Origin of the sequence: Streptomyces sp. NPDC019937, assembly GCF_040631655.1 — a bacterium.
Classification (GTDB): Bacteria; Actinomycetota; Actinomycetes; order Streptomycetales; family Streptomycetaceae; genus Streptomyces.
In genome coordinates, this window is record NZ_JBEYAL010000020.1 from 60,892 (window position 1) to 81,014 (window position 20,123).

Sequence of the window (20,123 nt, forward strand, 5' to 3'; positions counted from 1 at the left end):
CCGCCCCTCCCCAACCGGGGCCACAGGCCGCCCACGAACCGGCGCCAAGGGCGAAGCCCCGCGGTCGGGGGTCCGGGGGCTAGTGCCGCGTCAGTCAAGGTGTGCTAGCGAGGCGTCCTGGTGCGGTCGGATGCAAGGCGCCGGATCGGCCTCGCGGCCGCACCTCCCGGACGGAGTCCGGGGGCGGGCCTACTCGGTCGATCCGGCAACGCCACAGATGGCCGTGCCAGGGCGGCGAGCGGGGTGAACCTTGGCTGACGCGGCGCTAGGCGCGCTCGGTGAGGGTGGCCATCAGGGCCCGCAGGCGGGGCGAGGACGCCAGGGCCTCCAGGGTCATCGGCCGCCCCGCCGCGTCGGCGATCGGCAGCCGCCAGTTCGGGTACTGATCCCACGTGCCCGGCAGGTTCTGCGGTCGCCGGTCCCCCACCGCGTCCGGGAGCCACACCCCCACCATCCGCGCGGGCGTCCGCAGCAGGAAGCGGTGGACGGCCCTGATCGCGGCCTCCTCGTCGCCCGGGCCCTCCGGCAGCAGGCCGAGCCGCCCCAGCAGCTCCGTCCACTCGGCGACCTCGGCCGCCTCGGCGGCCCGCTCGGCGTCGAGCGGGCGGGTGAGCAGGCCCAGCCGGTGGCGCAGGGCGACGTGGTCGCCCGTGAGCCGGGCCGCGGTGCTGGGGAGGTCGTGCGTGGTGGCCGTGGCCAGGCAGTCGGCGCGCCACTCCTCGGGGGCGAGCGGACGGGCCGGGCCGTCGCCGTTCCAGTCGCGCTCGAACCACAGCACCGACGTCCCGAGCACGCCCCGCCCGGCCAGGGTTTCCCGTACGCCGGGCTCGACGGTCCCCAGGTCCTCCCCTATGACCGCGGCCCCCGCCCGGTGCGCCTCCAGGGCGAGCACGCCGAGCATCGCGTCCGCGTCGTACCGCACGTACGTGCCCTCGGTCGGCGGGCGGCCCTCCGGGACCCACCACAGCCGGAACAGCCCCATCACGTGGTCGATGCGCAGCGCGCCCGCGTGCCGCAGCAGGCCGCGCAGCAGCTCGCGGTACGGGGCGTAGCCGGTGGTGGCGAGGGCGTCGGGGCGCCAGGGCGGGAGGCCCCAGTCCTGGCCTCGGGAGTTGAAGGCGTCGGGGGGCGCGCCGACGGACATGCCGGAGGCGAAGACGTCCTGCAGGGCCCAGGCGTCGGCGCCCGAGGGGTGCACCCCGACGGCCAGGTCGTGCACCAGCCCGATGCCCATGCCCGCGTCGAGGGCCGCGCGCTGGGCGGCGGCGAGCTGGTCGTCGGTGAGCCAGGCGAGCCAGGAGTGGAAGTCGGCGCGGTCCAGGTGCTCGTCCCGGGCGCGGGCGGTGCGGGCGGAGCGCGGGTCGGCCAGGCCGTCGGGCCAGCCGCGCCAGTCGGGGCCGTAGGTCTCGGCCAGGGCGCACCACAGGGCGTGGTCCTCCAGGGCCCGGCCGCGCTCGGCGAGGAAGCCGCGGTAGGCGGCGTGGCGGCCGGGGCTCAGGGGGACGGCCCGGACCAGCTCCAGGGCCTCGCGCTTGAGGGCCCAGACCGCGTCCCGGTCGATCAGGGCGCCGTCGCGCAGGACGGACGTACGCAGCGCGGCCGCGGCCTCCAGCAGCCGGTCGGCCCGCGCGCGGGCGGCGCCGCCGAGGTGGGTGTATTCGGGCACGTTCTCGACCCGCAGGTGGACGGGGTCGGGGAAGCGGCGCGAGGAGGGCCGGTACGGGGAGGGGTCGGTGGGGGCGGCCGGGGTGCCGGGCACCGCCGAGTGCAGCGGGTTGAGCTGGATGAACCCGGTGCCGAAGGCGCGCCCGGACCAGGAGGCGAGGTCGGCCAGGTCACCGAGGTCGCCCATGCCCCAGGAGCGGGCGGACAGCAGCGAGTAGAGCTGGACGAGGAAGCCGTGGGTGCGGGCCGGGGGCGAGGGCATCCGGTCGGGGGCCACGATGAGGGCGGCGGTGGCGGTGCGCCCGTCGGGGGCGTACGCGGTGAGGGTATGCGTGCCCAGGGGCAGTTCGGTGCCCGGAGGGAGTCCCGTACGCAGGGACAGTTCCGCGCCCGGAGGGGGTTCCGCGCCCGGGCGCGCGTCAGGGGGTAATAACGGGCGCTCGGCGGCCGCCGGTCCCCACCCCCCGCGTGGCGCGCCGTCCTCGGTGCGCACGCGCAGCTCCGTGCCGTCGGGCAGGGCCTCGGCCAGGCCGTCGGGCAGGGCCTGGCGCGGCGTTCCGCCGGGGCGCAGGACCACGCAGGGGGGCAGCAGCCGGTCGCGCTGTCGGCGTTCGTGCCGGTCCAGCGCGTCGTTCACTGATCGGGGGGTGGAGGCGTCCACGCCCAGCGCGGCGAGTACGGCCACGACGGTGTCCTCGGGCACCTGGACGGTGCGGCCCGGTGCGGGCTCGTAAGAGGTGGCGACACCGTGCAGCTCGGCGAGCCGCGCTCTGCCCATCAGTACTCCATCGGCTCCATGGCCGCGCCCGCGCCGGTCCCGGCGGCGGTCGGCTCACTGGTCAGAGGCAGTTCGGTGGCGAGCGGGGGCTCGCTGGTCAGGGGGATGTTGTCGGCGAGTGGGGGTTCGCTGGTGAGGGGCGCCTCGGTGGCGACACCCGACCCGAAGCCGTCCAGGCCGCACAGACCGCAGTCGGGGTCGGAGACCCCGGCGAACGGGTCCGGCTCGCGCACGACGACCTCGGGCACGGGTTTGGACAGGGCGGTGGGGAGAAGAGCTGACGCGGCCACACGGACCTCCGTGGGGTGTCGGCAGTGTGTCAATGACGAGGCCTACCCACTCAATCCGGCCGCAGACGTAAACGATGCCTGGACGTGCCGTACGTCACACCCCCGGGACAGGCGATTTCGCGGCTGGGAGGGGTCGGGAACACAGAGCTTACGGACAGAGGCCGCCTTCATCCGTCAGACTTGCGGGGGCGACACGACGGCGCGCAGGGGGGGCGGGCCGCAGGGGGCGCACAACCGTCGGCACCACCGCGGTCACGGCAATGCCGACAGTTCGGTCATGCGCGTTGACACCCTCACCGGCGTACTGGTGGGCTCGTCGCCGATTGGCGCCATTTGTGGCCGATGCGACGGGGCCAGCTATCTGAATCGAGGAGACGCCCGTGCACTTCCGGGGGAAGAAGCCGAGGGCAGTGGGGGCGACGGCCATGGCCGCCGCGGTCATCGGCGGATTGCTCGGCGGCGCCCAGGGGGCGAGCGCCGCACCCGTGGATCAACCCGGTACCGCCGGGACCTCCACACCGGACCGGAACGGCGCCGGAGCCGTGCCGCCGGTCTGGCCGCGGCCCCAGTCGCTGCGCGCGCAGGGGACGGATGTGGCGATATCCGGCGAGGCCACGCTGATAGCCGACGGCGACGCCGATCCGTACGCGCTGGACGCGCTGCGCTCCCTGCTGCACGACGCGGGGGTGCGTACGGTCACCGAAGCCACCCCTGGGGGGACGCCCCCGGCGCGCGGGCTCGTGGTGCACGCCGGAGGCAAGGGCGCGCAGACCGCGTTGCGCGCGCTGCGGGCGCCGGAGCGCGGCGATCTCCCGTCCGGCGGCTACCGGCTGGCCACCGGCCGGGTGGACGGTCGGGCCACGGTCGCGCTGGACGGCGTCGGGCCGGACGGCCTCTTCCACGCCGTCCAGACGCTGCGCCAGCTGCTCGTCCAGCGGAAGGGCGACCAGGACGCCAAGGCGTTCGCCGGGGTCACCGTCCGCGACTGGCCCGGTACGGCGGTCCGGGGCACCACCGAGGGCTTCTACGGCTCCCCCTGGTCGCACCGGGACCGGCTGGCCCAGCTCGACTTCATGGGCCGCACCAAGCAGAACCGCTACCTGTACGCGCCCGGTGACGACCCGTACCGCCAGGCCCGCTGGCGCGATCCGTACCCGGCCGAGCGGCGGGAGGAGTTCCGCGAGCTGGCCACCCGCGCCCGCGCCAACCATGTGACGCTCGGCTGGGCGGTCTCCCCCGGCCAGGAGATGTGCTTCTCCTCCGACAGCGATCTGAAGGCGCTGCTGAAGAAGGTCGACGCCATGTGGGCGCTGGGGGTGCGCTCCTTCCAGCTCCAGTTCCAGGACGTCAGCTACAGCGAGTGGCACTGCGGCAAGGACGCCGACACCTTCGGCTCCGGCCCCGAGGCGGCGGCGAAGGCGCAGGCCAGGATGGCCAACGCGGTCGCCCGCCACCTGGCCGGGCGGCACCCGGACGCGGCGCCGCTCTCGCTGATGCCGACCGAGTACTACCAGGACGGCGACACCGACTTCCGGCGCGCGCTGGCCGCCGATCTCGACACCGCCGTCGAGGTGGCCTGGACCGGCGTCGGGGTGGTGCCCAGGACGATCACCGGCGGTGAGCTGGCCGGCGCCCGGGCCGCCTTCGGGCACCGGCTGGTCACCATGGACAACTACCCGGTCAACGACTACGCCCAGGACCGGATCTTCCTGGGCCCCTACACCGGCCGGGACCCGGCCGTGGCCACCCAGTCCGCCGCCTTACTGGCCAACGCCATGGAGCAGCCGACCGCGTCCCGCATCCCGCTGTTCACGGCGGCCGACTTCGCCTGGAACCCGCGCGGCTACCGCCCCCAGGAGTCCTGGCAGGCGGCCATCGACGACCTGGCCGGGCCGGACGGCAAGACCCGCGCGGCGCTGCACGCGCTCGCCGGGAACGACGCGTCCTCGGTGCTCGGCGGCGACGAGTCCGCCTATCTGCGCCCCCTGACCGACGCCTTCTGGTCGGCGGTCGGCCGTACGGACGTGGGGCGGCTGGACCGGGCGGCGGACCGGCTGCGCGCGGCGTTCCGCACCATGCGGGACGCCCCCGACCGGCTGTCCGGGACGCTGGGCGACGACGTACGGCCCTGGCTCGACCAGCTCGGGCGCTACGGCGATGCGGGCGTGCAGGCGGTGGACATGCTCACCGCCCAGGCGCACGGCGACGGCGACAAGGCCTGGACGGCGCGGCTGGCGGTGGAGGGGCTGCGCGAGAAGATCGCGGACAGCCGGGTCACGGTCGGCAAGGACGTGCTGGACCCCTTCCTGAAGAAGGCCCTGGCCCAGGCGGACGACTGGTCCGGCGTGAAACGGTCCGGCAAGGAGAAGCTCCGTACGCGCGAGGCCGATCAAGCGGCCGCGGACGGCAAGGCGACCACCACGGTGGCCTCCCCGGGCAGACCGGTCACCGTGCGCTTCGGCCGCACCCGCCCGCTGTCGTCGGTCTCCGCGCTCACCGGACGGCCGGCGGAGGGCTCGGGCACCGTCGAGGCCCATGTGCCGGGCGAGGGCTGGCACCGGCTCGGCGCGCTGGCAGCGGACGGCTTCACGCAGGTCGGCGGCAAGGGCATACGCGCCGACGCGGTCCGGCTGAGCTGGGCGGCGGGCACCACGCCGCCCACCGTGCACGAGATCACCCCCTGGTTCGCCGACACCCCGGCCGTCGAGCTGCGGCTGTCGCGGGAATCCGTGGACGCCGAGGTCGGCGGCCGGTCCGCGACCCTCAAGGCCGAGCTGACCTCGCTGCGCCCGGGCGATGTGAACGACGACCTGACGCTGCGCACCCCGCGCGGCATCACGGCCCGGGCCCCCGAGGGAGTGACGGCCCCGCGCGGGGCCACGGCGACCGCCCGGATCGAGATTTCCGTCGACAAGGACACCAAGTCGGGCACGTACGCCGTCCCGGTCCGCTTCGGGTCGGAGCAGCGCATGCTGACCGTCCGGGCCCTGCCCCGCACCAGCGGCCCCGACCTGGCCCGCGCGAAGGGTACGAAGGCGACCTCGTCCGGCGACGAGACCCCCGACTTCCCGGCCTCCGCGGCCGTCGACGGCGACCCCGGGACCCGCTGGTCCTCCCCTGCCGAGGACGGCGCCTGGCTCCAGCTCGAACTGGCCCGCCCGACCCACCTCGGGCGGCTCGATCTGCGCTGGCAGGACGCGTACGCCTCGCGCTACCGGGTCCAGGTCTCGGCGGACGGACGCACCTGGCGCACGGCGGCGACCGTCACCGACGGCAAGGGCGGCCTGGAGATGGTGGGAGTGGACGCCCCGGACACCCGGTTCGTCCGGATCCAGGGCATCGAGCGCGGCACCCGCTTCGGCTACTCGCTCTGGTCGGTAGCGGCGTACGCGGCGGAGAAACCGGGGAAACCGAAGAGGTAGGTCCCATCGCCGGGCGGTGCCCCCACCTCAACGGTCGGGGGCACCTGCCGGCGGAACCCGGTCCCCAAAAACCCGGTCCCCAAAAAAGGCGAGCCCGGTATCTCAGGCGGATTTGCCGTCGATCCGGGCCATCGCGTCGTCCGCGCCGAATGCCTCCAGGTATGGCAGCCAGCGCGGGTCCCTATGGCCGGTGCCGATGATGCGCCAGGCGAGGCCGGACGGCGGCGCGGGTTGATGGCGCAGCCGCCAGCCGATCTCGGCGACGTGTCGGTCGGCTTTGACGTGGTTGCACCTGCGGCAGGCGGCGACCACGTTTTCCCAGGTGTGCTGCCCGCCACGGCTGCGCGGGATGACGTGATCGACGCTGGTTGCGACGCCACCACAGTAGGCGCATCTGCCGCCGTCGCGGGCGAACAGGGCGCGGCGGGTGAGCGGGACGGGCCCGCGAAAGGGCACCCGCACGAAGCGCTTCAGCCTGACGACGCTGGGAGCGGGGATCGCACGGGTTGCGCTGTGCATCAGGGCGCCTGAGTCCTCGAGGCTGATGGCCTTGTCGTTGAGGACGAGAATGAGCGCGCGGCGGAGCGGTACGACGCCGAGCGGCTCGTACGACGCGTTGAGGACCAGGACATGCGGCACGGATGCCTCCTTGTACGCCGGCGGCGCGTGGCTCGCGCCGGGACGATCTCCCCCAGTTTCCCCTGAACCCTGGCCGGAACGCCACTATCACCGGGTTAACGGTTGAGAGGCATTTCCGCGTACCGCGCGTATACGACCCGCCCACGACCCATCCACACTGCACACGAGGCTCACTAGAGCTTCGCTGGAGTGGCAAGAATCACGGCCCCGGGCGACCTCCGGGGCACCCGGCGGACGACCGGGCCCCGGGCGGCGGCGGAAACCGCGAGCTGAGGCCGTTCCCCCTGCCTTCGTGCGCCCCCCGGGCGCGCTCGCGCGCTCTCGAACACAGGAACGGCACTTTCCCGCGCCCGGCTACTGTGTGAAGGAATTGCGCGTGCGCCATCCGCGCGGGCATGCCGTAGACGAAGGGTTTCCGCTGTGTTCTGGTCCGCTGCTCTGGCCGCTGACTCGACGCCTCGTCCCACGACCCCGACTCTGGACGATGCGCACAGGAGCGCCACCAACGCCGCGGGCTGGGTGGAGGAGAACTGGTCCACCTGGCTCAGCGTCGGGCTGCGCATAGCCCTGATCCTGGTGATCGCGTTCGTCCTACGGTCCGCCGTGCGGCGGGGGATCACCAAGCTGATCGAGCGCATGAACCGCACGGCCCAGGCCGTGAACGGCACCGCGCTCGGCGGGCTGCTGGTCAATGTCGAACGGCGGCGGCAGCGGTCCGCGGCCATCGGCTCGGTGCTGCGCTCCGTCGCCTCGTTCGCGATCATGGGGACCGCGGGGCTGATGATCCTCTCCGCCCTGCAGATCAATCTGGCGCCGCTGCTCGCGAGCGCCGGTGTGGCGGGTGTGGCGATCGGTTTCGGCGCCCGCAACCTGGTCACCGACTTCCTCTCCGGCGTCTTCATGATCCTTGAGGACCAGTACGGGGTGGGCGACTCGATCGACGCGGGGGTGGCCTCCGGCGAGGTGATCGAGGTCGGTCTGCGGGTCACCAAGCTGCGCGGGGACAGCGGGGAGATCTGGTACGTCCGCAATGGCGAGGTCAAGCGGATCGGCAACCTCAGCCAGGGCTGGGCGACGGCCGGGGTCGACGTCCAGATACGCGCCGACGAGGACCTGGACCGGGTCCGCGAGGTGATCAACCAGGTCGGTGTGGACATGGCCAAGGACGAGCCGTGGAACGAGCGGCTGTGGGAGCCGATAGAGGTGCTGGGGCTCACCGCGGTCTACCTGGACTCCATGATCGTCCGGGTCTCGGCCAGGACCATGCCGGGCAAGTCCCTCGACGTCGAGCGTGAGCTGCGCTGGCGGATCAAGAAGGCGCTGAACGAGGCGGGCATCCAGCTGGTCGGCCGCCCGGCCGAGGGCGATCCGGCGGGCGAGGCGGCCGACCCGACTGCCTCCATGACCGCGCCGTCCGCGCTGGCCAACCCCGAGTCGCCGCAGTCCGCCGCGGCCAGCCCCCTCGCGCCGCCCACGACGACCCCGTCCGCCCCCTCGAAGTGAACCGCCCGTCCCCTCGAGGCGAGGGGACGGGCGGCACGGCGGGCGCAGGGTGTGGATCAGCGGCGGATCAGCGGCGGTGCGCGCCGAAGGACGCCAGGTATCCGGCGGCCGGGGTGCCCACCCCGGTCACGTCGTCGTAGCCGACGACCGCGCTGAGCGAGCTGTCGCGGCCGAGGCTGCGCAGCGAGGTGACCAGGCCGTCCGAGGCGTCATGGCTGTTGACGTAGTCGACCCGGACCACGCCCAGCGAGACCCCGGCGCCCAGCGGATGGTCGGTCACATCGTGGTACGAGGCGGTGCCGTACCGGCCGTACAGCGACGGGTTGGCGAAGCCGAGCGGCCGTCCGCCGCCCGCCTGCTGGGCCAGCGCCTGGACGCCGGCGATCACCGGGGCGGCCAGCGAGGTGCCGCCGATGCGGTATTCGCCGTACTGGAGCGATCCGTCGGGGAAGGTCTGGGTCTGCCCCACCAGGAAGCCGGTGTTGGGGTCGGCGACGGCCGCGACGTCCGGGGTGACGCGCTGCTTGGCGGTTCCGCCGTTCGCCCGGGCGAGCGCGTCGGGCACCACACCGCGCTGGTAGAACGGCTGCGGCACGGTCTTGCTGGTGCCGCCTCCGGCGCCCGAGGTGTACGCGCCGGGCAGCGAGTCCCAGTTGCTGCCGTCCGCCGTGAGGGTGGTCTTGGTGGTGCCCCAGCCGGTCTCCCACTGATACGTGTTCTTCTTGCCGACGGCCAGTGAGGTGCCGCCGACGGCCGTCACCCACGCCGAGTTGGCGGGGGTGTCGACCTGCTTGGTGCCGGTGGAGGCGACGTTGTCGCCGTTGTCGCCGGAGGAGAAGTAGAAGCCGATGCCCTCGACCGCGCCCTGCTGGAAGATCTGGTCGTAGGCGAGCGCCAGGTCCGGGGTCTGGTTGGCCTCCACATCGCCCCAGGAGTTGGAGACGATGTCGGCCAGCCGGTTGTCGACGACCTTGGCGAGCGCGTCCAGCAGGTCGTCGTCGGTGCAGGACGCGCCGCCGACGTAGACGACGTCGGACGCGGGGGCCAGCGCGTGCACGGCCTCGACGTCGAGGGTCTCCTCGCCGTACCAGCCGCTCGCGTCGCAGTCCTCGGTGTGCCGGTACTCGGCGGGCAGCACCTGCGTCAGCTGGCCCTTGCGGTAGCCGGGGTCGCCGTTGCGCTTCGCGTAGCGGGCGGCGTCGGCGGCGATGGTCGGCGAGGCGAAGGCGTCGGTGATGGCGACCGTCACGCCCTTGCCGGTGTTGCGGGACGTGGCGCCGTAGGCCGCGCGCAGCTGCTTGCCGGTGTAGCCCTTGATGGCGTACGGCTGCTTGGCGCCGTACGCGGAGGGCAGGCTCGTGTCGGTCCGGGAGCCGTAGTAGCTGGAGAAGGGCCCGGCGTTCTTGAAGACCGCTCCGGGTGGCGGCAGCGTCTCCCCCTGGGTGGCCATGTGCCTGGCCCGCTTGGGCGCGTTGTCCAGGCCGACGACGGTGAGGACGGCGCCGTTCAGCGAGGCGGGCACGGTGGCGGCCTTGGCCGGGGCCCGGTAGACCTGTCCGTCCTTGGTGTAGTTGTGCAGCTGGGTGCCGAACGCCTTCTCCGCGGCGGCCACCTGACCGGTCACCGAGACGTAGTGCTCGTTGCGGCCGGTGACGGTGAGTCCGGCGCCGCGCAGCCAGTCGGTCACGGCGTCGGTCTGCTGCCGGGTCGGCCCGAACCGCTCCCGGGTCTGCCGGGCCGTCAAGTACTTGCCGTGGGCGGACGAGGAGGGGTCGGACACGGCGGCGGCGTAGTCCGCGAGCCCCTTGGCGTCCCGCCCGGCGAGGTAGACGCGCGCGGCGACCTTACCGCTGTCGGCGGCGGCCCCCCGGTCCGAACTCGCGGTCGCCCAGGCGGGCTTGGTCGCGCTCAGGGTGTCCCGTCCGGACGGTGCGGAGTCGGCCTGAGCGACGGGTATGCCCACCGTGAGCGGCAGTGCCGTCGCCACCACCAAGGCCGCGCGCATGCGGAAGGAAGACGACCTGAAAGAAGACGATCTCACCTGACCCCCTGTGAGTGATCCATATGGTCGATAGGCCACTCTCTCGGTGACTTGTCCATGCCAGGTCCATGGCTTCGCCAAGAAGACACCAAATCCGGACGCTCACACCCATTGACGTCGCCCCGGAAGCGTCTTACCTTCCTCTTCATCAATAGGAAAGTTTCTTAACAGAGTGAGGCGGGGCACCACCATGGCCGCACCACCCCCCGGCAACACCCCCAACGGCACGCCCGGGACCCCCCGGGTCCTGCGCGCCATGAACGACCGGGCCGCGCTGGACCTGCTGGCCGCGCACGGCCCGCTGACCCGCACCCGGCTCGGGGAGCTGACCGGGCTGTCCAAACCGACCGCCTCACAACTGCTGACCCGCCTGGAGTCCGCCGGGCTGGTCCGCCCGACCGGCAACGTGACCGGGCGGCCCGGACCCAACGCCCAGCTGTACGAGATCAACCCGGCCGCCGCCCATGTCGCGGCGCTCGCCGTCGACCAGGAGGGCATCACCGCCGCCGTCGCCGACATCACCGGCCAGGTGGTCGGCGAGCACCGGGTGACCGCCCCCACCACCGACGAGTCCCTGACCGGCCGCACCGCGGAGCTGGTGGCCGAGGCCGTCGACGGCGCCCTGGCCGCGGCCGGGCTCGACCGGTCCGATCTGCACGGGACCGTCATCGGCACCCCCGGCGCCCTCGACCCGCGCACCGGGAAGCTGCGCTACGCGCCGCATCTGCCCGGCTGGCAGTCGCGCGCCCTGCGGGACGAGCTGGCCGAGGTGCTGCACACGCCGATCGTCATCGAGAACGACGTCAACCTGGCGGCCGTCGCCGAACAACACCACGGCACCGCCCAGGACTTCGACGACTTCGCCCTCGTCTGGGCCGACGAGGGGGTCGGCGCGGCCATCGTGCTCGGCGGCACGCTGCTGCGCGGGGCCACCGGCGGAGCCGGGGAGATCGGCTACATGCCGCTGCCGGGCGCGCCGCTCGCCCGCGGCGGACCGGACGCGGCGGCCGCGCCGGACGGAGGCGGCGGGTTCCAGAAGCTGGTCGGCTCCCCCGCCGTCGTGGAGCTGGCCCGGGAGCACGGCATCGAGGCGCCCACGGCCACCAAGGCCCTCGCCACCGCGCTGCGTACCCCGGGGGCGGGCGATCAGGTGCTGACCGAGCTGGCCCGGCGGCTGGCCACCGGGCTCGCCTCCGTCGTCGCGGTGGTCGACCCGGAGCTGGTGGTGCTGTCGGGGGAGGTCGCGCAGGCCGGTGGGGAGCGGCTGCGCGAGCTGGTCGAGACCGAGCTGACGGGGCTGGCACTGCCCCGGCCGGAATTGCGGATCAGCGATATCGAGGGGGATCCGATACTCATCGGCGCGCTGCGTCAGGCGGTCGCCGATGCGCGTAACACCGTTTTCGACACCGCCTGAGAATCACCGCCTGAGACACCGCCTCAGAGCGCCTGAGAATCACCGCCTGAAATTCACTATCCATCCGGCGCCCGTACCGCCGCTTCCCCTGCCGTCCCCCGCAGTAAAGGAAGTACCCCCATGCCCCGAATGCCGGCCGTCCTCGTCCCGGTACTGAGCGCCGGTGCCCTGCTGCTGACCGGTTGCGCCAATCCCAGCACCGGCAGCGCGACCGACGATCCGTCCAAACCCGTCACACTGAAGTTCTGGCACGGCTGGTCGGACAAGAACGAGGTCAAGGCGATCGACGCCGGCATCGCCCGGTTCGAGAAGCTCCACCCCAACATCAAGGTGAAGGCGACCGGCAATGTCACCGACGCCACCTTGAACCAGGCGCTGCGGGCCGGCGGGGACGACGCTCCGGACGTGGCCTCGTCGTTCACCACCAACAACGTCGGACAGTACTGCTCGTCCGGGATGTGGGTGAATCTCGACCCGTTCATGAAGAAGACCGGCCTGGACAAGAACAAGGTCTTCCCCAAGACGCTGCTGGACTACACCAGCTATGACGGCGACCAGTGCGCCCTGCCGCTGCTCGCCGACGCGTACGGGATGTACTACAACAAGGACGCGTTCCGGGAAGCCGGGATCTCCCGCCCGCCGCGCACGATGTCGGAGCTGAAGCGGGACGCCGTCAAGCTGACCAAGCGCACCAAGAACGGCGGTTACGAGCGGGTCGGCTTCATGCCGAACTTCCGGCTCTACCAGAACAGCCCGGACCGGCTTTTCGCCCAGTGGGGGCCGACCTACTTCGGCAAGGACGGAAAGGCGCGACTGGCGAAGGGCGGCGCCGCCAAAAACTTCTTCGCCACCACGCGGGATCTGGTGCGGCGCCAGGGCGGCTACCGTCCGCTGGAGAAGTTCCGTACCACCTTCGGCGACGAGATGTCCTCGCAGAACGCCTTCCTCACCGGCAAGCTGGCCATGCACATGGACGGCGAATGGCGCGGCCTGTTCATGAAGGGCGCGAAATTCAAATGGGGCACGGCTCCCCTGCCGGTGCCCGACGACAAGCCCGAGACCTACGGCCGGGGCTATCTCACCGGAACGGTGATCGGCATAGGGCACAGCAGCAAGCACCAGAACGCGGCATGGGAACTGGTGAAGTTCCTGACCGCCGACACCGACCAGGTCGTCTCCTTCGCCAACGCCATCCACAACGTACCGTCCACCAAGGCGGCGCTCACCTCCCCCAAGCTCGACCCGGACCCCACCTTCCGCGCCTTCCTGGACATCGCGCAGAACCGATACAGCACCGCGCTGCCCGCCTCGATCAACGGCGGACAGTACGTGGTCTCCCTCCAGGACTTCTCCTACGGCGTCGAGGGGGGCAAGGTGCACGACCTGGACAAGGGGCTGAAGGAACTCGACGAGGAAATCGACGCCGACAACCTCCAGGCCCAGAACTGACGGAGCGCGACATGGCCACAGTGATGAACTCCCCCGCCCTGCGCCGTAAGGCCGTGCGCCGGCGGCTGCGCACCCTCGGTTTCCTCTCCCCCTGGCTGGTCGGATTCACCGTCTTCTTCGGCTATCCGCTGATCGCCACCGTCTATTTCTCCTTCATGCACTACAACCAGATCGAGGCCCCGACCTTCGTGGGCCTGCGGAACTGGCGGTACGTATTCGAGCAGATGCCGCTGTTCGGCCCGGCGCTGTGGAACACGCTCTGGCTGGTCGCGGTGATGGTCGCGCTGCGCGTCGTCTTCGGTCTCGGGATCGGCCTTCTGGTGACCAAGGTCAAGGCGGGGGTCGGCTTCTTCCGCACCGCGTTCTACCTTCCCTATCTGGCTCCCCCGGTGGCGGCCACGGTCGCCTTCGTCTTTCTGCTCAACCCCGGCACCGGCCCGGTGAACGACATCCTCGGAAGCGTCGGGATCTCCGCCCCCAACTGGTTCAACGACCCGGCATGGGCCAAGCCCTCGCTCGTCCTGCTGTCCCTGTGGGGCATCGGCGACCTCATGGTCATCTTCATGGCGGCGCTGCTGGACGTGCCGAAGGACCAGTACGAGGCGGCCGAGCTGGACGGCGCCGGGGCGCTGCACAAGTTCCGCTATGTGACCTGGCCGTCGATCACCCCGATCGTGATGTTCGCGGTCGTGACGGGCGTCGTCCAGACCATGCAGTACTACACCCAGGCGCTGGTGGCCGGAAAGCTCGCCTCCGGCGTCACCATCGGGCCCGGTTCGGTCATCCAGCCCGGCTATCCCGACCACTCCACCCTCACCGTGCCGCAGCTCGTCTACTCGCTCGGCTTCCAGAACTTCAACACCGGAGCCGCCTGCGTGCTCTCGCTCGTGCTCTTCGCGATCGCCATGGCAGTGACGACGCTGCTGATGCGCCGGCGCGCCGGCCTGCTGTCGGCCGAGGACTGAGAGGACCGTCCGCCATGACCGCGACCACCACCACTCTCACGGCGCCCTCCGCGCCCGTCCGCCCCGGGACCCGGCGCTCCCCCGCCCCGGCCGCCCGCCGCCGCGCGGCGCTCCACTGGATCGCCGTGCACACCGTCGCCATCGCCGCGGCGCTCTTCTTCCTGCTGCCGTTCGTCTTCGTCTTCCTGACCGCCGTGATGAGCGACAGCCAGGCGATGAGCGGCGCCCTGTGGCCCACCGAATGGCACTGGTCGAATTACGCCGAGGTCTTCCGGACCCCCGGGTTCCTCGACTGGTGGCGCAATTCGCTGATGTACGCGGTGCTCGGCACCCTGTTCACGCTCTGCTCGTCCATTCCGGTCGCGTACGCGCTCGCCAAGTTCCGCTTCCGCGGCCGCCGTACCGCCATGCTGCTCGTCATCTCGACGATGATGCTGCCGCCGCAGGTCGTCGTGGTGCCCATGTATCTGGTGTGGGCCCAGCAGTTCCATCTGTCGGGCTCGCTGTGGCCCCTGATCATCCCGATGGCGTTCGGGGACGCGTACTCCATCTTCCTGCTGCGCCAGTTCCTGCTGACGATTCCGAAGGAATACCTGGAGTCGGCGAGGGTCGACGGCTGCGGTGAGTTCCGTACCCTGCTGCGCATCATCGTTCCGATGGCCAAGCCGGGCATCGCGGCCGTCGCGCTCTTCCAGTTCTTCTACTGCTGGAACGACTACTTCGGCCCGCAGATCTACGCCGCGCAGAATCCGGGCGCCTGGACGCTCAGTTACGGGCTGGAGAGCTTCAAGAGCGCGCACAGCGTCAACTGGAATCTGACGATGGCCGCGACGCTGCTGGTCATGGCCCCCGTCATCATCGTCTTCTTCTTCGCCCAGAAAGCCTTCGTCGAAGGCGTCACACTGACAGGAGTCAAGGGTTGAAACTCGCAGTCGTGGGGGGCGGGTCCACCTACACCCCCGAACTCATCGACGGGTTCGCCCGGTTGCGGAACGCGCTCCCGATGGAGGAGCTGGTCCTGGTCGACCCGGCCGCGGACCGGCTGGAGCTGGTCGGCGGGCTCGCCCGCCGGATCTTCGCCAAGCAGGGCCACCCCGGGAAGATCTCCTGGACCGACGACCTGGACGCGGGCGTGGACGGCGCCGACGCGGTGCTGCTCCAGCTGCGCGTCGGCGGCCAGGCCGCGCGCGAGCAGGACGAGACCTGGCCGCTGGAGTGCGGCTGCGTCGGCCAGGAGACCACCGGCGCGGGCGGGCTCGCCAAGGCGCTGCGTACCGTACCCGTCGTGCTGGACATCGCGGAGCGGGTGCGCCGCCGCAATCCGGACGCGTGGATCGTGGACTTCACCAACCCGGTCGGCATCGTGACCCGGGCGCTGCTGACGGCCGGGCACCGGGCCGTCGGCCTGTGCAACGTCGCCATCGGCTTCCAGCGCAAGTTCGCGAAGCTGCTGGGCGTGGCGCCCGGGGAGGTGACGCTGGAGCACGTCGGCCTCAACCACCTCACCTGGGAGCGGGCGGTGCGCGTCGGCGGACCCGACGGGGAGGACGTGCTGCCCAAGCTGCTCGCCGAGCACGGTGCGGCGATCGCGGACGACCTGCGGATGCCGCGCGACCTGGTGGACCGGCTGGGCGTCGTCCCGTCCTACTACCTGCGCTACTACTACCAGCACGACGCGGTCGTACGGGAGCTGCGCACCAAGCCGTCACGTGCGGCGGAGGTCGCGGCGATCGAGCGCGAGCTGCTGGAGATGTACGGCGACCCCGCGCTGGAGGAGAAGCCGGAGCTGCTGAGCCGGCGCGGCGGGGCGTTCTACTCGGAGGCGGCGGTCGATCTGACGTCGTCGCTGCTGCGCGACAGCGGGGAAGTGCGCATCGTCAACGCCTTCAATGACGGCACCCTGCCCTTCCTGCCCGACGACGCGGTGATCGAGGTCCCGGCGACCGTGGACGCGCGGGGCGCGAAGCCCCTTCCGGTGCGCCCCCTGGAGCCGCTGTACGCCGGGCTGGTCTCCCATGTCACGGCGTATGAACACCTGGCGCTGGAGGCAGCGTTGAAGGGCGGGCGGGAGCGTGTCTTCCAGGCGCTGCTCTCCCACCCCCTCATCGGCCAGATCGACTACGCCGAGAAGCTGACCGACGACCTGATCGCGCACAACCGGGAGCACCTGGCGTGGGCCTGACGCAGTCCGAACCGGCCGGTTCCGCACCGGCCTCCACCGCCTCCGCACCGGCCTCCTCCGCCGTGCCGGGGCCGTCCGTGCTGGCGATCGACGCGGGCAACAGCAAGACCGACGTCGCGCTCGTCGGCCCGGACGGCACCGTGCTCGGCACGGCCCGCGGCGGCGGCTTCCGGCCGCCCGTCGTGGGCACCGAGCGGGCTGTCGGCGGGCTGGCGCGGCTGGTGGAGGAGGCGGCACGGCAGGCCGGCGGCTCCGGTCCGCCGCGGGTCGGGCACGTCTCCGCGTGCCTGGCCAACGCCGATCTGCCGAGCGAGGAGGAGGAGCTGACGGAGGCGCTGACCGGCCACGGCTGGGGCGACACCGTCACGGTCGCCAACGACATCTTCGCGCTGCTGCGGGCCGGGGTCGCGGACGACGGCGAGCCGACCGGCGTCGCCGTCGTCTGCGGCGCGGGTATCAACTGCGCCGGTCTGGGCCACGGCGGGCGCACCGCCCGCTTCCCCGCCATAGGGCGGCTCTCCGGCGACTGGGGCGGCGGGGGCTTCCTGTCGGAGGAGGCGCTGTGGTGGGCGGCCCGCGCGGAGGACGGCCGGGGCGAGCCGACCGAGCTGGCCCGAGCCCTCCCCGCGCACTTCGGCCTGAGCACGATGTACGAGCTGATCGAGGCCGTCCACCTGGGGCGGCTGGAGCCGTCCCACCGCTATGCGCTGACCCCGGTGCTGTTCGCGGTGGCCGCGGGCGGCGACGAGGTCGCGCGCGCGATCGTCGACCGCCAGGCGGAGGAGGTGGTCACGATGGCCACGGTCGCGCTGGCCCGGCTGGACCTGCTGGCCGAGGAGACGCCGGTGATCCTGGGCGGCGGGGTGCTGGCGGCCCGGCATCCGCAGCTGGACGACCGGGTCCGCGCGCTCCTCGCGGAGCGCGCCCCGAAGGCCGCGCCCCGGGTCGTCACGGCCCCGCCCGTGCTCGGCGCGGCGCTGCTCGGCCTGGACCGCACCGGCGCGCCACCGGCGGCGTACGCCCGGCTGCGCGCGCACTACGACGGGGCCGAGGGAGCGGCAGCGCAGGCGGCAACGCAGCGTGCGCGAAAGGGTGTCACGGAAACTGACGGTGACGAAAGGGGAACCGGAAGTCCCTCCCGAGCGTAGTCAGAGTGGGAGGGGAGATCGCGATCCGAGCAAGATCCAGGCACGACCGGTGACCTGGTCGGGGGGCGCGGTCCATACTTCTGCGGACAGTGACCGTGGGGTCCGGACCAAGGGGGAGGTCTTGTGTCACATCTGTCGGCCATCGGCAGACCCGCACCGCCGCCCGCGCCCGCGGCCCCGCCGCCGCGGACAGCGTGGCGGGAGGGCCTGGACCGGGCGCGGACCGCGGCCACGACGGAGCCCGGGCGGCTGCGGATCATCGGAGCCGTGCTGGCCGCGCTGGTGGTGGCGTTCGGGGCGGTGACGGCCTGGCAGGTCTCCGACCGCGAGACCGCGGCCGACGCGGTGGCCGAGCACAGCCAGCCGCTGAGCGCGGACGCCGCGCGGATCTACCGTTCGCTGGCCGACGCCGACACCACGGCGGCGAGCGGCTTCCTGGCGGGCGGCCAGGAGCCCGCCGCGGTGCAGCGGCGGTATGAGCGGGATATCGGCACCGCGTCCGAGCTGCTGGTGCGGGCCGCGGCCAACACCGACGGTTCGGCGTCGGCGCGCGCCGAGATACGGAAGATCAGCCAACTGCTGCCCGTCTATACGGGCCTGGTCGAGTCCGCGCGCGCCAACAACCGCCAGGGCCTGCCGCTGGGCGGCGCGTATCTGCGGTATGCGAACGACACGATGCGCACCCGGCTGCTGCCCGCCGCCGACCGGCTGTACGAGGTGGAGACCGCCCGGCTCGGCGAGGACTACGGGGACGCGAAGTCCTGGCCCTGGGTGGCGATAGGGGTGGGGGTGGCCGCGCTGGCCGCCCTGGGCTGGGCCCAGCGCCGCAACTACCGGCGGACCAACCGGGTGTTCAACCACGGTCTGCTGGGGGCGTCCGCCGCCGCCGCGGTGGTGCTGGTGTGGCTGGTGGCCGGCCATGCCATCGCCCGCGCCGATCTGGACGAGTCCGACGACCACGGGGCGAAGTCCGTGCGAGTGCTCAACGAGGCGCGGATCGCCTCGCTTCGCGCCCGCGCCGACGAGAACCTGACGCTGGTCGCGCGCGGCGCGGTCGTCGTCGACAAGGACGGCGCCGACAAGGGCAAGGACGCCTACGAGGTCAGCTACGCCTCCCGGATGGCCGGGCTCGTCGGCCGCGAGCCCGGCGGCCGTCCCGCCAAGGGCAGCCTGCTGGGCCGGGCGCGGCAGCTCGCGGACGACGGCGGGGGCCGGGAGCCGGTGGAGGCGGCCGCCACGGCGGTCCGCGCGTGGCAGGCCCGCCACAAGGCGGCGCGCGGCGCCGACGACGCGGGCGACTACAAGGGCGCGCTGGAGAAGGTCATCGGCGCCAAGGACAGCACGGGCGAGTCCTTCGACCGGGTCGACGACGAGCTGGCGAAGGCGCTGGACCATGAGCAGCGGCAGTTCCGGCAGGCCGCCGACAGCGGGCGCGGGACGTTCACCGGGATGGCGGCCGGGGCCGGGACGCTGGCGGTGCTGGGCGCGGCGGGCGCGGTCCTGGGCATAGGCCGCAGGCTGTCGGAGTACCGGTGACGGCGATGGGGGGCGGAGACATGCGACCGGCACGGCTGCGATGGACACGACCGCGATCGACACGGCTGCGCTCGGGCCTCGCCGCGGTGGTGTGCGCCCTCGGGGTGACCACGGCCATCGTGGGGCCCGCGCTGGTGGACGGCGGGGGTGACACCCGGCAGTCCCGGCCGTCCGACCGCTCCCGCCTGGGGCCGCACACCCTGGGCGCCGGTTCCGAGACGGCGGCGGAGGACTGTGAGAAGCCGGAGGCGAGCCTGCGGCCGTCGAGCGCGAGCGGTAAGGCCATCGAGCGGATCAAGGACCGGAGGATCCATGGGCACAAGGTCGGCAAGCTGATCGCGGGCGTCGACCAGAACAGCTACCGCTGGGGCTATCGCGACCCGGCCACCGGCGAGCTGACCGGGTTCGACATCGACCTCGTGCGCGCGATCGCCAAGGACATCTTCGGCGATCCGGACGCCGTCATCTACCGGACCATCCCGACCAGCCAGCGCATCAAGGCCCTCCAGCAGAACAAGGTGGACATCGTGGTGCGCACCATGACCATCAACTGCGACCGGATCAAGGACGTGGCGTTCTCCACCGCCTACTTCCAGGCCGGACAGCAGGTGCTGGTCCCCGATGGCTCGTCCATCACCGGCTACAACACGACCCTGCGCGGCAAGAGGGTCTGCACGGCGCAGGGTTCGACCGCCGAGGGCGTGCTGGACGACCCGGAAAAGGGCGCCAAGGCGCTCGGGGCGATCAAGGTGAAGCCCGTTCCCAACCAGCTGGACTGCCTGGTCAGACTGCAGATGGGACAGGTGGACGCGGTGATCACGGACAACGCTCTGGCGGCGGGCCAGGCCGCCCAGGACCCCTCCGTCAAGCTGGTCGGCCCCCGATTCACCGACGAGCTGTACGGCGTGGCGATGAACAAGAAGGACGACGACCTGGTACGCCGGGTCAACAAGGTCCTGGAGGACTACCGCAGAGGTGGCTCCGACAGCCCCTGGCAGCGCGCCTACCGCACCTGGCTCGCGGAGGATTTCGGCAGGACACAGCGGAACCCGGCACCTCCGGATCCCCTGTACAAGGATTGAGGGCCAAGG

At 72.3% G+C, this 20,123-nt stretch carries 14 protein-coding genes; 10 read left to right on the top strand and 4 right to left on the bottom strand.

The genetic code is table 11. From position 1 onward, the window contains the following. Positions 1-265: 265 nt before the first annotated feature. Complete coding sequence (malQ, locus tag ABZ562_RS21190; protein WP_361481748.1) at positions 266-2,443, bottom strand: 4-alpha-glucanotransferase; 2,178 nt, start codon at positions 2,441-2,443, stop codon at positions 266-268. Then, positions 2,443-2,733 carry a hypothetical protein gene (locus ABZ562_RS21195; RefSeq protein ID WP_361481750.1) on the bottom strand — a complete coding sequence of 97 codons (291 nt, stop codon included), beginning with the start codon at positions 2,731-2,733 and terminating at the stop codon, positions 2,443-2,445. The genes malQ and ABZ562_RS21195 overlap by 1 nt, the downstream gene beginning before the upstream one ends. A gap of 425 nt (positions 2,734-3,158) precedes the next feature. Here ABZ562_RS21195 and ABZ562_RS21200 point away from each other — a divergent pair, with 425 nt between their 5' ends. Then, positions 3,159-6,155 carry a beta-N-acetylglucosaminidase domain-containing protein gene (locus ABZ562_RS21200; RefSeq protein ID WP_361481900.1) on the top strand — a complete coding sequence of 999 codons (2,997 nt, stop codon included), beginning with the start codon at positions 3,159-3,161 and terminating at the stop codon, positions 6,153-6,155. Between the two features lie 102 nt (positions 6,156-6,257). Here ABZ562_RS21200 and ABZ562_RS21205 read toward each other — a convergent pair whose 3' ends face one another. Continuing rightward, positions 6,258-6,794 (bottom strand): HNH endonuclease, encoded by a 537-nt coding sequence (locus tag ABZ562_RS21205; protein WP_361481753.1) that lies wholly within the window; start codon positions 6,792-6,794, stop codon positions 6,258-6,260. Between the two features lie 420 nt (positions 6,795-7,214). Between ABZ562_RS21205 and ABZ562_RS21210 the strand changes: the two genes are divergently transcribed. Next, on the top strand, positions 7,215-8,297 hold the full coding sequence (locus tag ABZ562_RS21210; RefSeq protein WP_361481756.1) for a mechanosensitive ion channel family protein: 1,083 nt from the start codon (positions 7,215-7,217) through the stop codon (positions 8,295-8,297). A 67-nt stretch (positions 8,298-8,364) separates the two neighbouring features. Here the strand turns inward: ABZ562_RS21210 and ABZ562_RS21215 are convergent, their stop codons facing one another. Next, positions 8,365-10,302: a S53 family peptidase gene (locus ABZ562_RS21215; protein WP_361481759.1), complete on the bottom strand. Its 1,938-nt coding sequence runs from the start codon at positions 10,300-10,302 to the stop codon at positions 8,365-8,367. 226 nt (positions 10,303-10,528) lie between these two features. Here ABZ562_RS21215 and ABZ562_RS21220 point away from each other — a divergent pair, with 226 nt between their 5' ends. The 8 genes from ABZ562_RS21220 to ABZ562_RS21255 all read left to right on the top strand — a co-directional run bounded on the left by ABZ562_RS21220 (position 10,529) and on the right by ABZ562_RS21255 (position 20,114). Further along, positions 10,529-11,752: an ROK family transcriptional regulator gene (locus ABZ562_RS21220; protein WP_361481762.1), complete on the top strand. Its 1,224-nt coding sequence runs from the start codon at positions 10,529-10,531 to the stop codon at positions 11,750-11,752. Positions 11,753-11,872: 120 nt separating this feature from the next. Next, positions 11,873-13,201 (top strand): ABC transporter substrate-binding protein, encoded by a 1,329-nt coding sequence (locus tag ABZ562_RS21225; protein WP_361481765.1) that lies wholly within the window; start codon positions 11,873-11,875, stop codon positions 13,199-13,201. Between the two features lie 11 nt (positions 13,202-13,212). Then, positions 13,213-14,166, top strand: coding sequence for a sugar ABC transporter permease (locus tag ABZ562_RS21230; RefSeq protein WP_361481768.1), 954 nt, complete (start codon positions 13,213-13,215; stop codon positions 14,164-14,166). A gap of 14 nt (positions 14,167-14,180) precedes the next feature. Continuing rightward, entirely contained in the window at positions 14,181-15,089 is a 909-nt protein-coding gene (locus ABZ562_RS21235) for a carbohydrate ABC transporter permease (RefSeq protein WP_361481771.1), read from the top strand. Then, positions 15,086-16,348 carry a 6-phospho-beta-glucosidase gene (locus ABZ562_RS21240; RefSeq protein ID WP_361481774.1) on the top strand — a complete coding sequence of 421 codons (1,263 nt, stop codon included), beginning with the start codon at positions 15,086-15,088 and terminating at the stop codon, positions 16,346-16,348. The genes ABZ562_RS21235 and ABZ562_RS21240 overlap by 4 nt, the downstream gene beginning before the upstream one ends. A gap of 62 nt (positions 16,349-16,410) precedes the next feature. After that, the gene (locus tag ABZ562_RS21245; RefSeq protein WP_361481903.1) at positions 16,411-17,496 is read left to right on the top strand and encodes a BadF/BadG/BcrA/BcrD ATPase family protein; all 1,086 of its coding nucleotides are present in this window, start codon (positions 16,411-16,413) and stop codon (positions 17,494-17,496) included. A 132-nt stretch (positions 17,497-17,628) separates the two neighbouring features. Then, complete coding sequence (locus ABZ562_RS21250) at positions 17,629-19,032, top strand: hypothetical protein (RefSeq protein WP_361481906.1); 1,404 nt, start codon at positions 17,629-17,631, stop codon at positions 19,030-19,032. Between the two features lie 20 nt (positions 19,033-19,052). Next, entirely contained in the window at positions 19,053-20,114 is a 1,062-nt protein-coding gene (locus ABZ562_RS21255) for a glutamate ABC transporter substrate-binding protein (protein WP_361481777.1), read from the top strand. The last annotated feature ends 9 nt before the right edge of the window (positions 20,115-20,123 follow it).

Coding starts and splice junctions, on each gene's coding strand:
- ABZ562_RS21215 (WP_361481759.1), bottom strand. CDS start 10,302: ATGCGCGCGGCCTTGGTGGTGGCGACGGCACTGCCGCTCACGGTGGGC.
- ABZ562_RS21235 (WP_361481771.1), top strand. CDS start 14,181: ATGACCGCGACCACCACCACTCTCACGGCGCCCTCCGCGCCCGTCCGC.
- ABZ562_RS21225 (WP_361481765.1), top strand. CDS start 11,873: ATGCCCCGAATGCCGGCCGTCCTCGTCCCGGTACTGAGCGCCGGTGCC.
- ABZ562_RS21200 (WP_361481900.1), top strand. CDS start 3,159: ATGGCCGCCGCGGTCATCGGCGGATTGCTCGGCGGCGCCCAGGGGGCG.
- ABZ562_RS21230 (WP_361481768.1), top strand. CDS start 13,213: ATGGCCACAGTGATGAACTCCCCCGCCCTGCGCCGTAAGGCCGTGCGC.
- malQ (WP_361481748.1), bottom strand. CDS start 2,443: ATGGGCAGAGCGCGGCTCGCCGAGCTGCACGGTGTCGCCACCTCTTAC.
- ABZ562_RS21255 (WP_361481777.1), top strand. CDS start 19,053: ATGCGACCGGCACGGCTGCGATGGACACGACCGCGATCGACACGGCTG.
- ABZ562_RS21220 (WP_361481762.1), top strand. CDS start 10,529: ATGGCCGCACCACCCCCCGGCAACACCCCCAACGGCACGCCCGGGACC.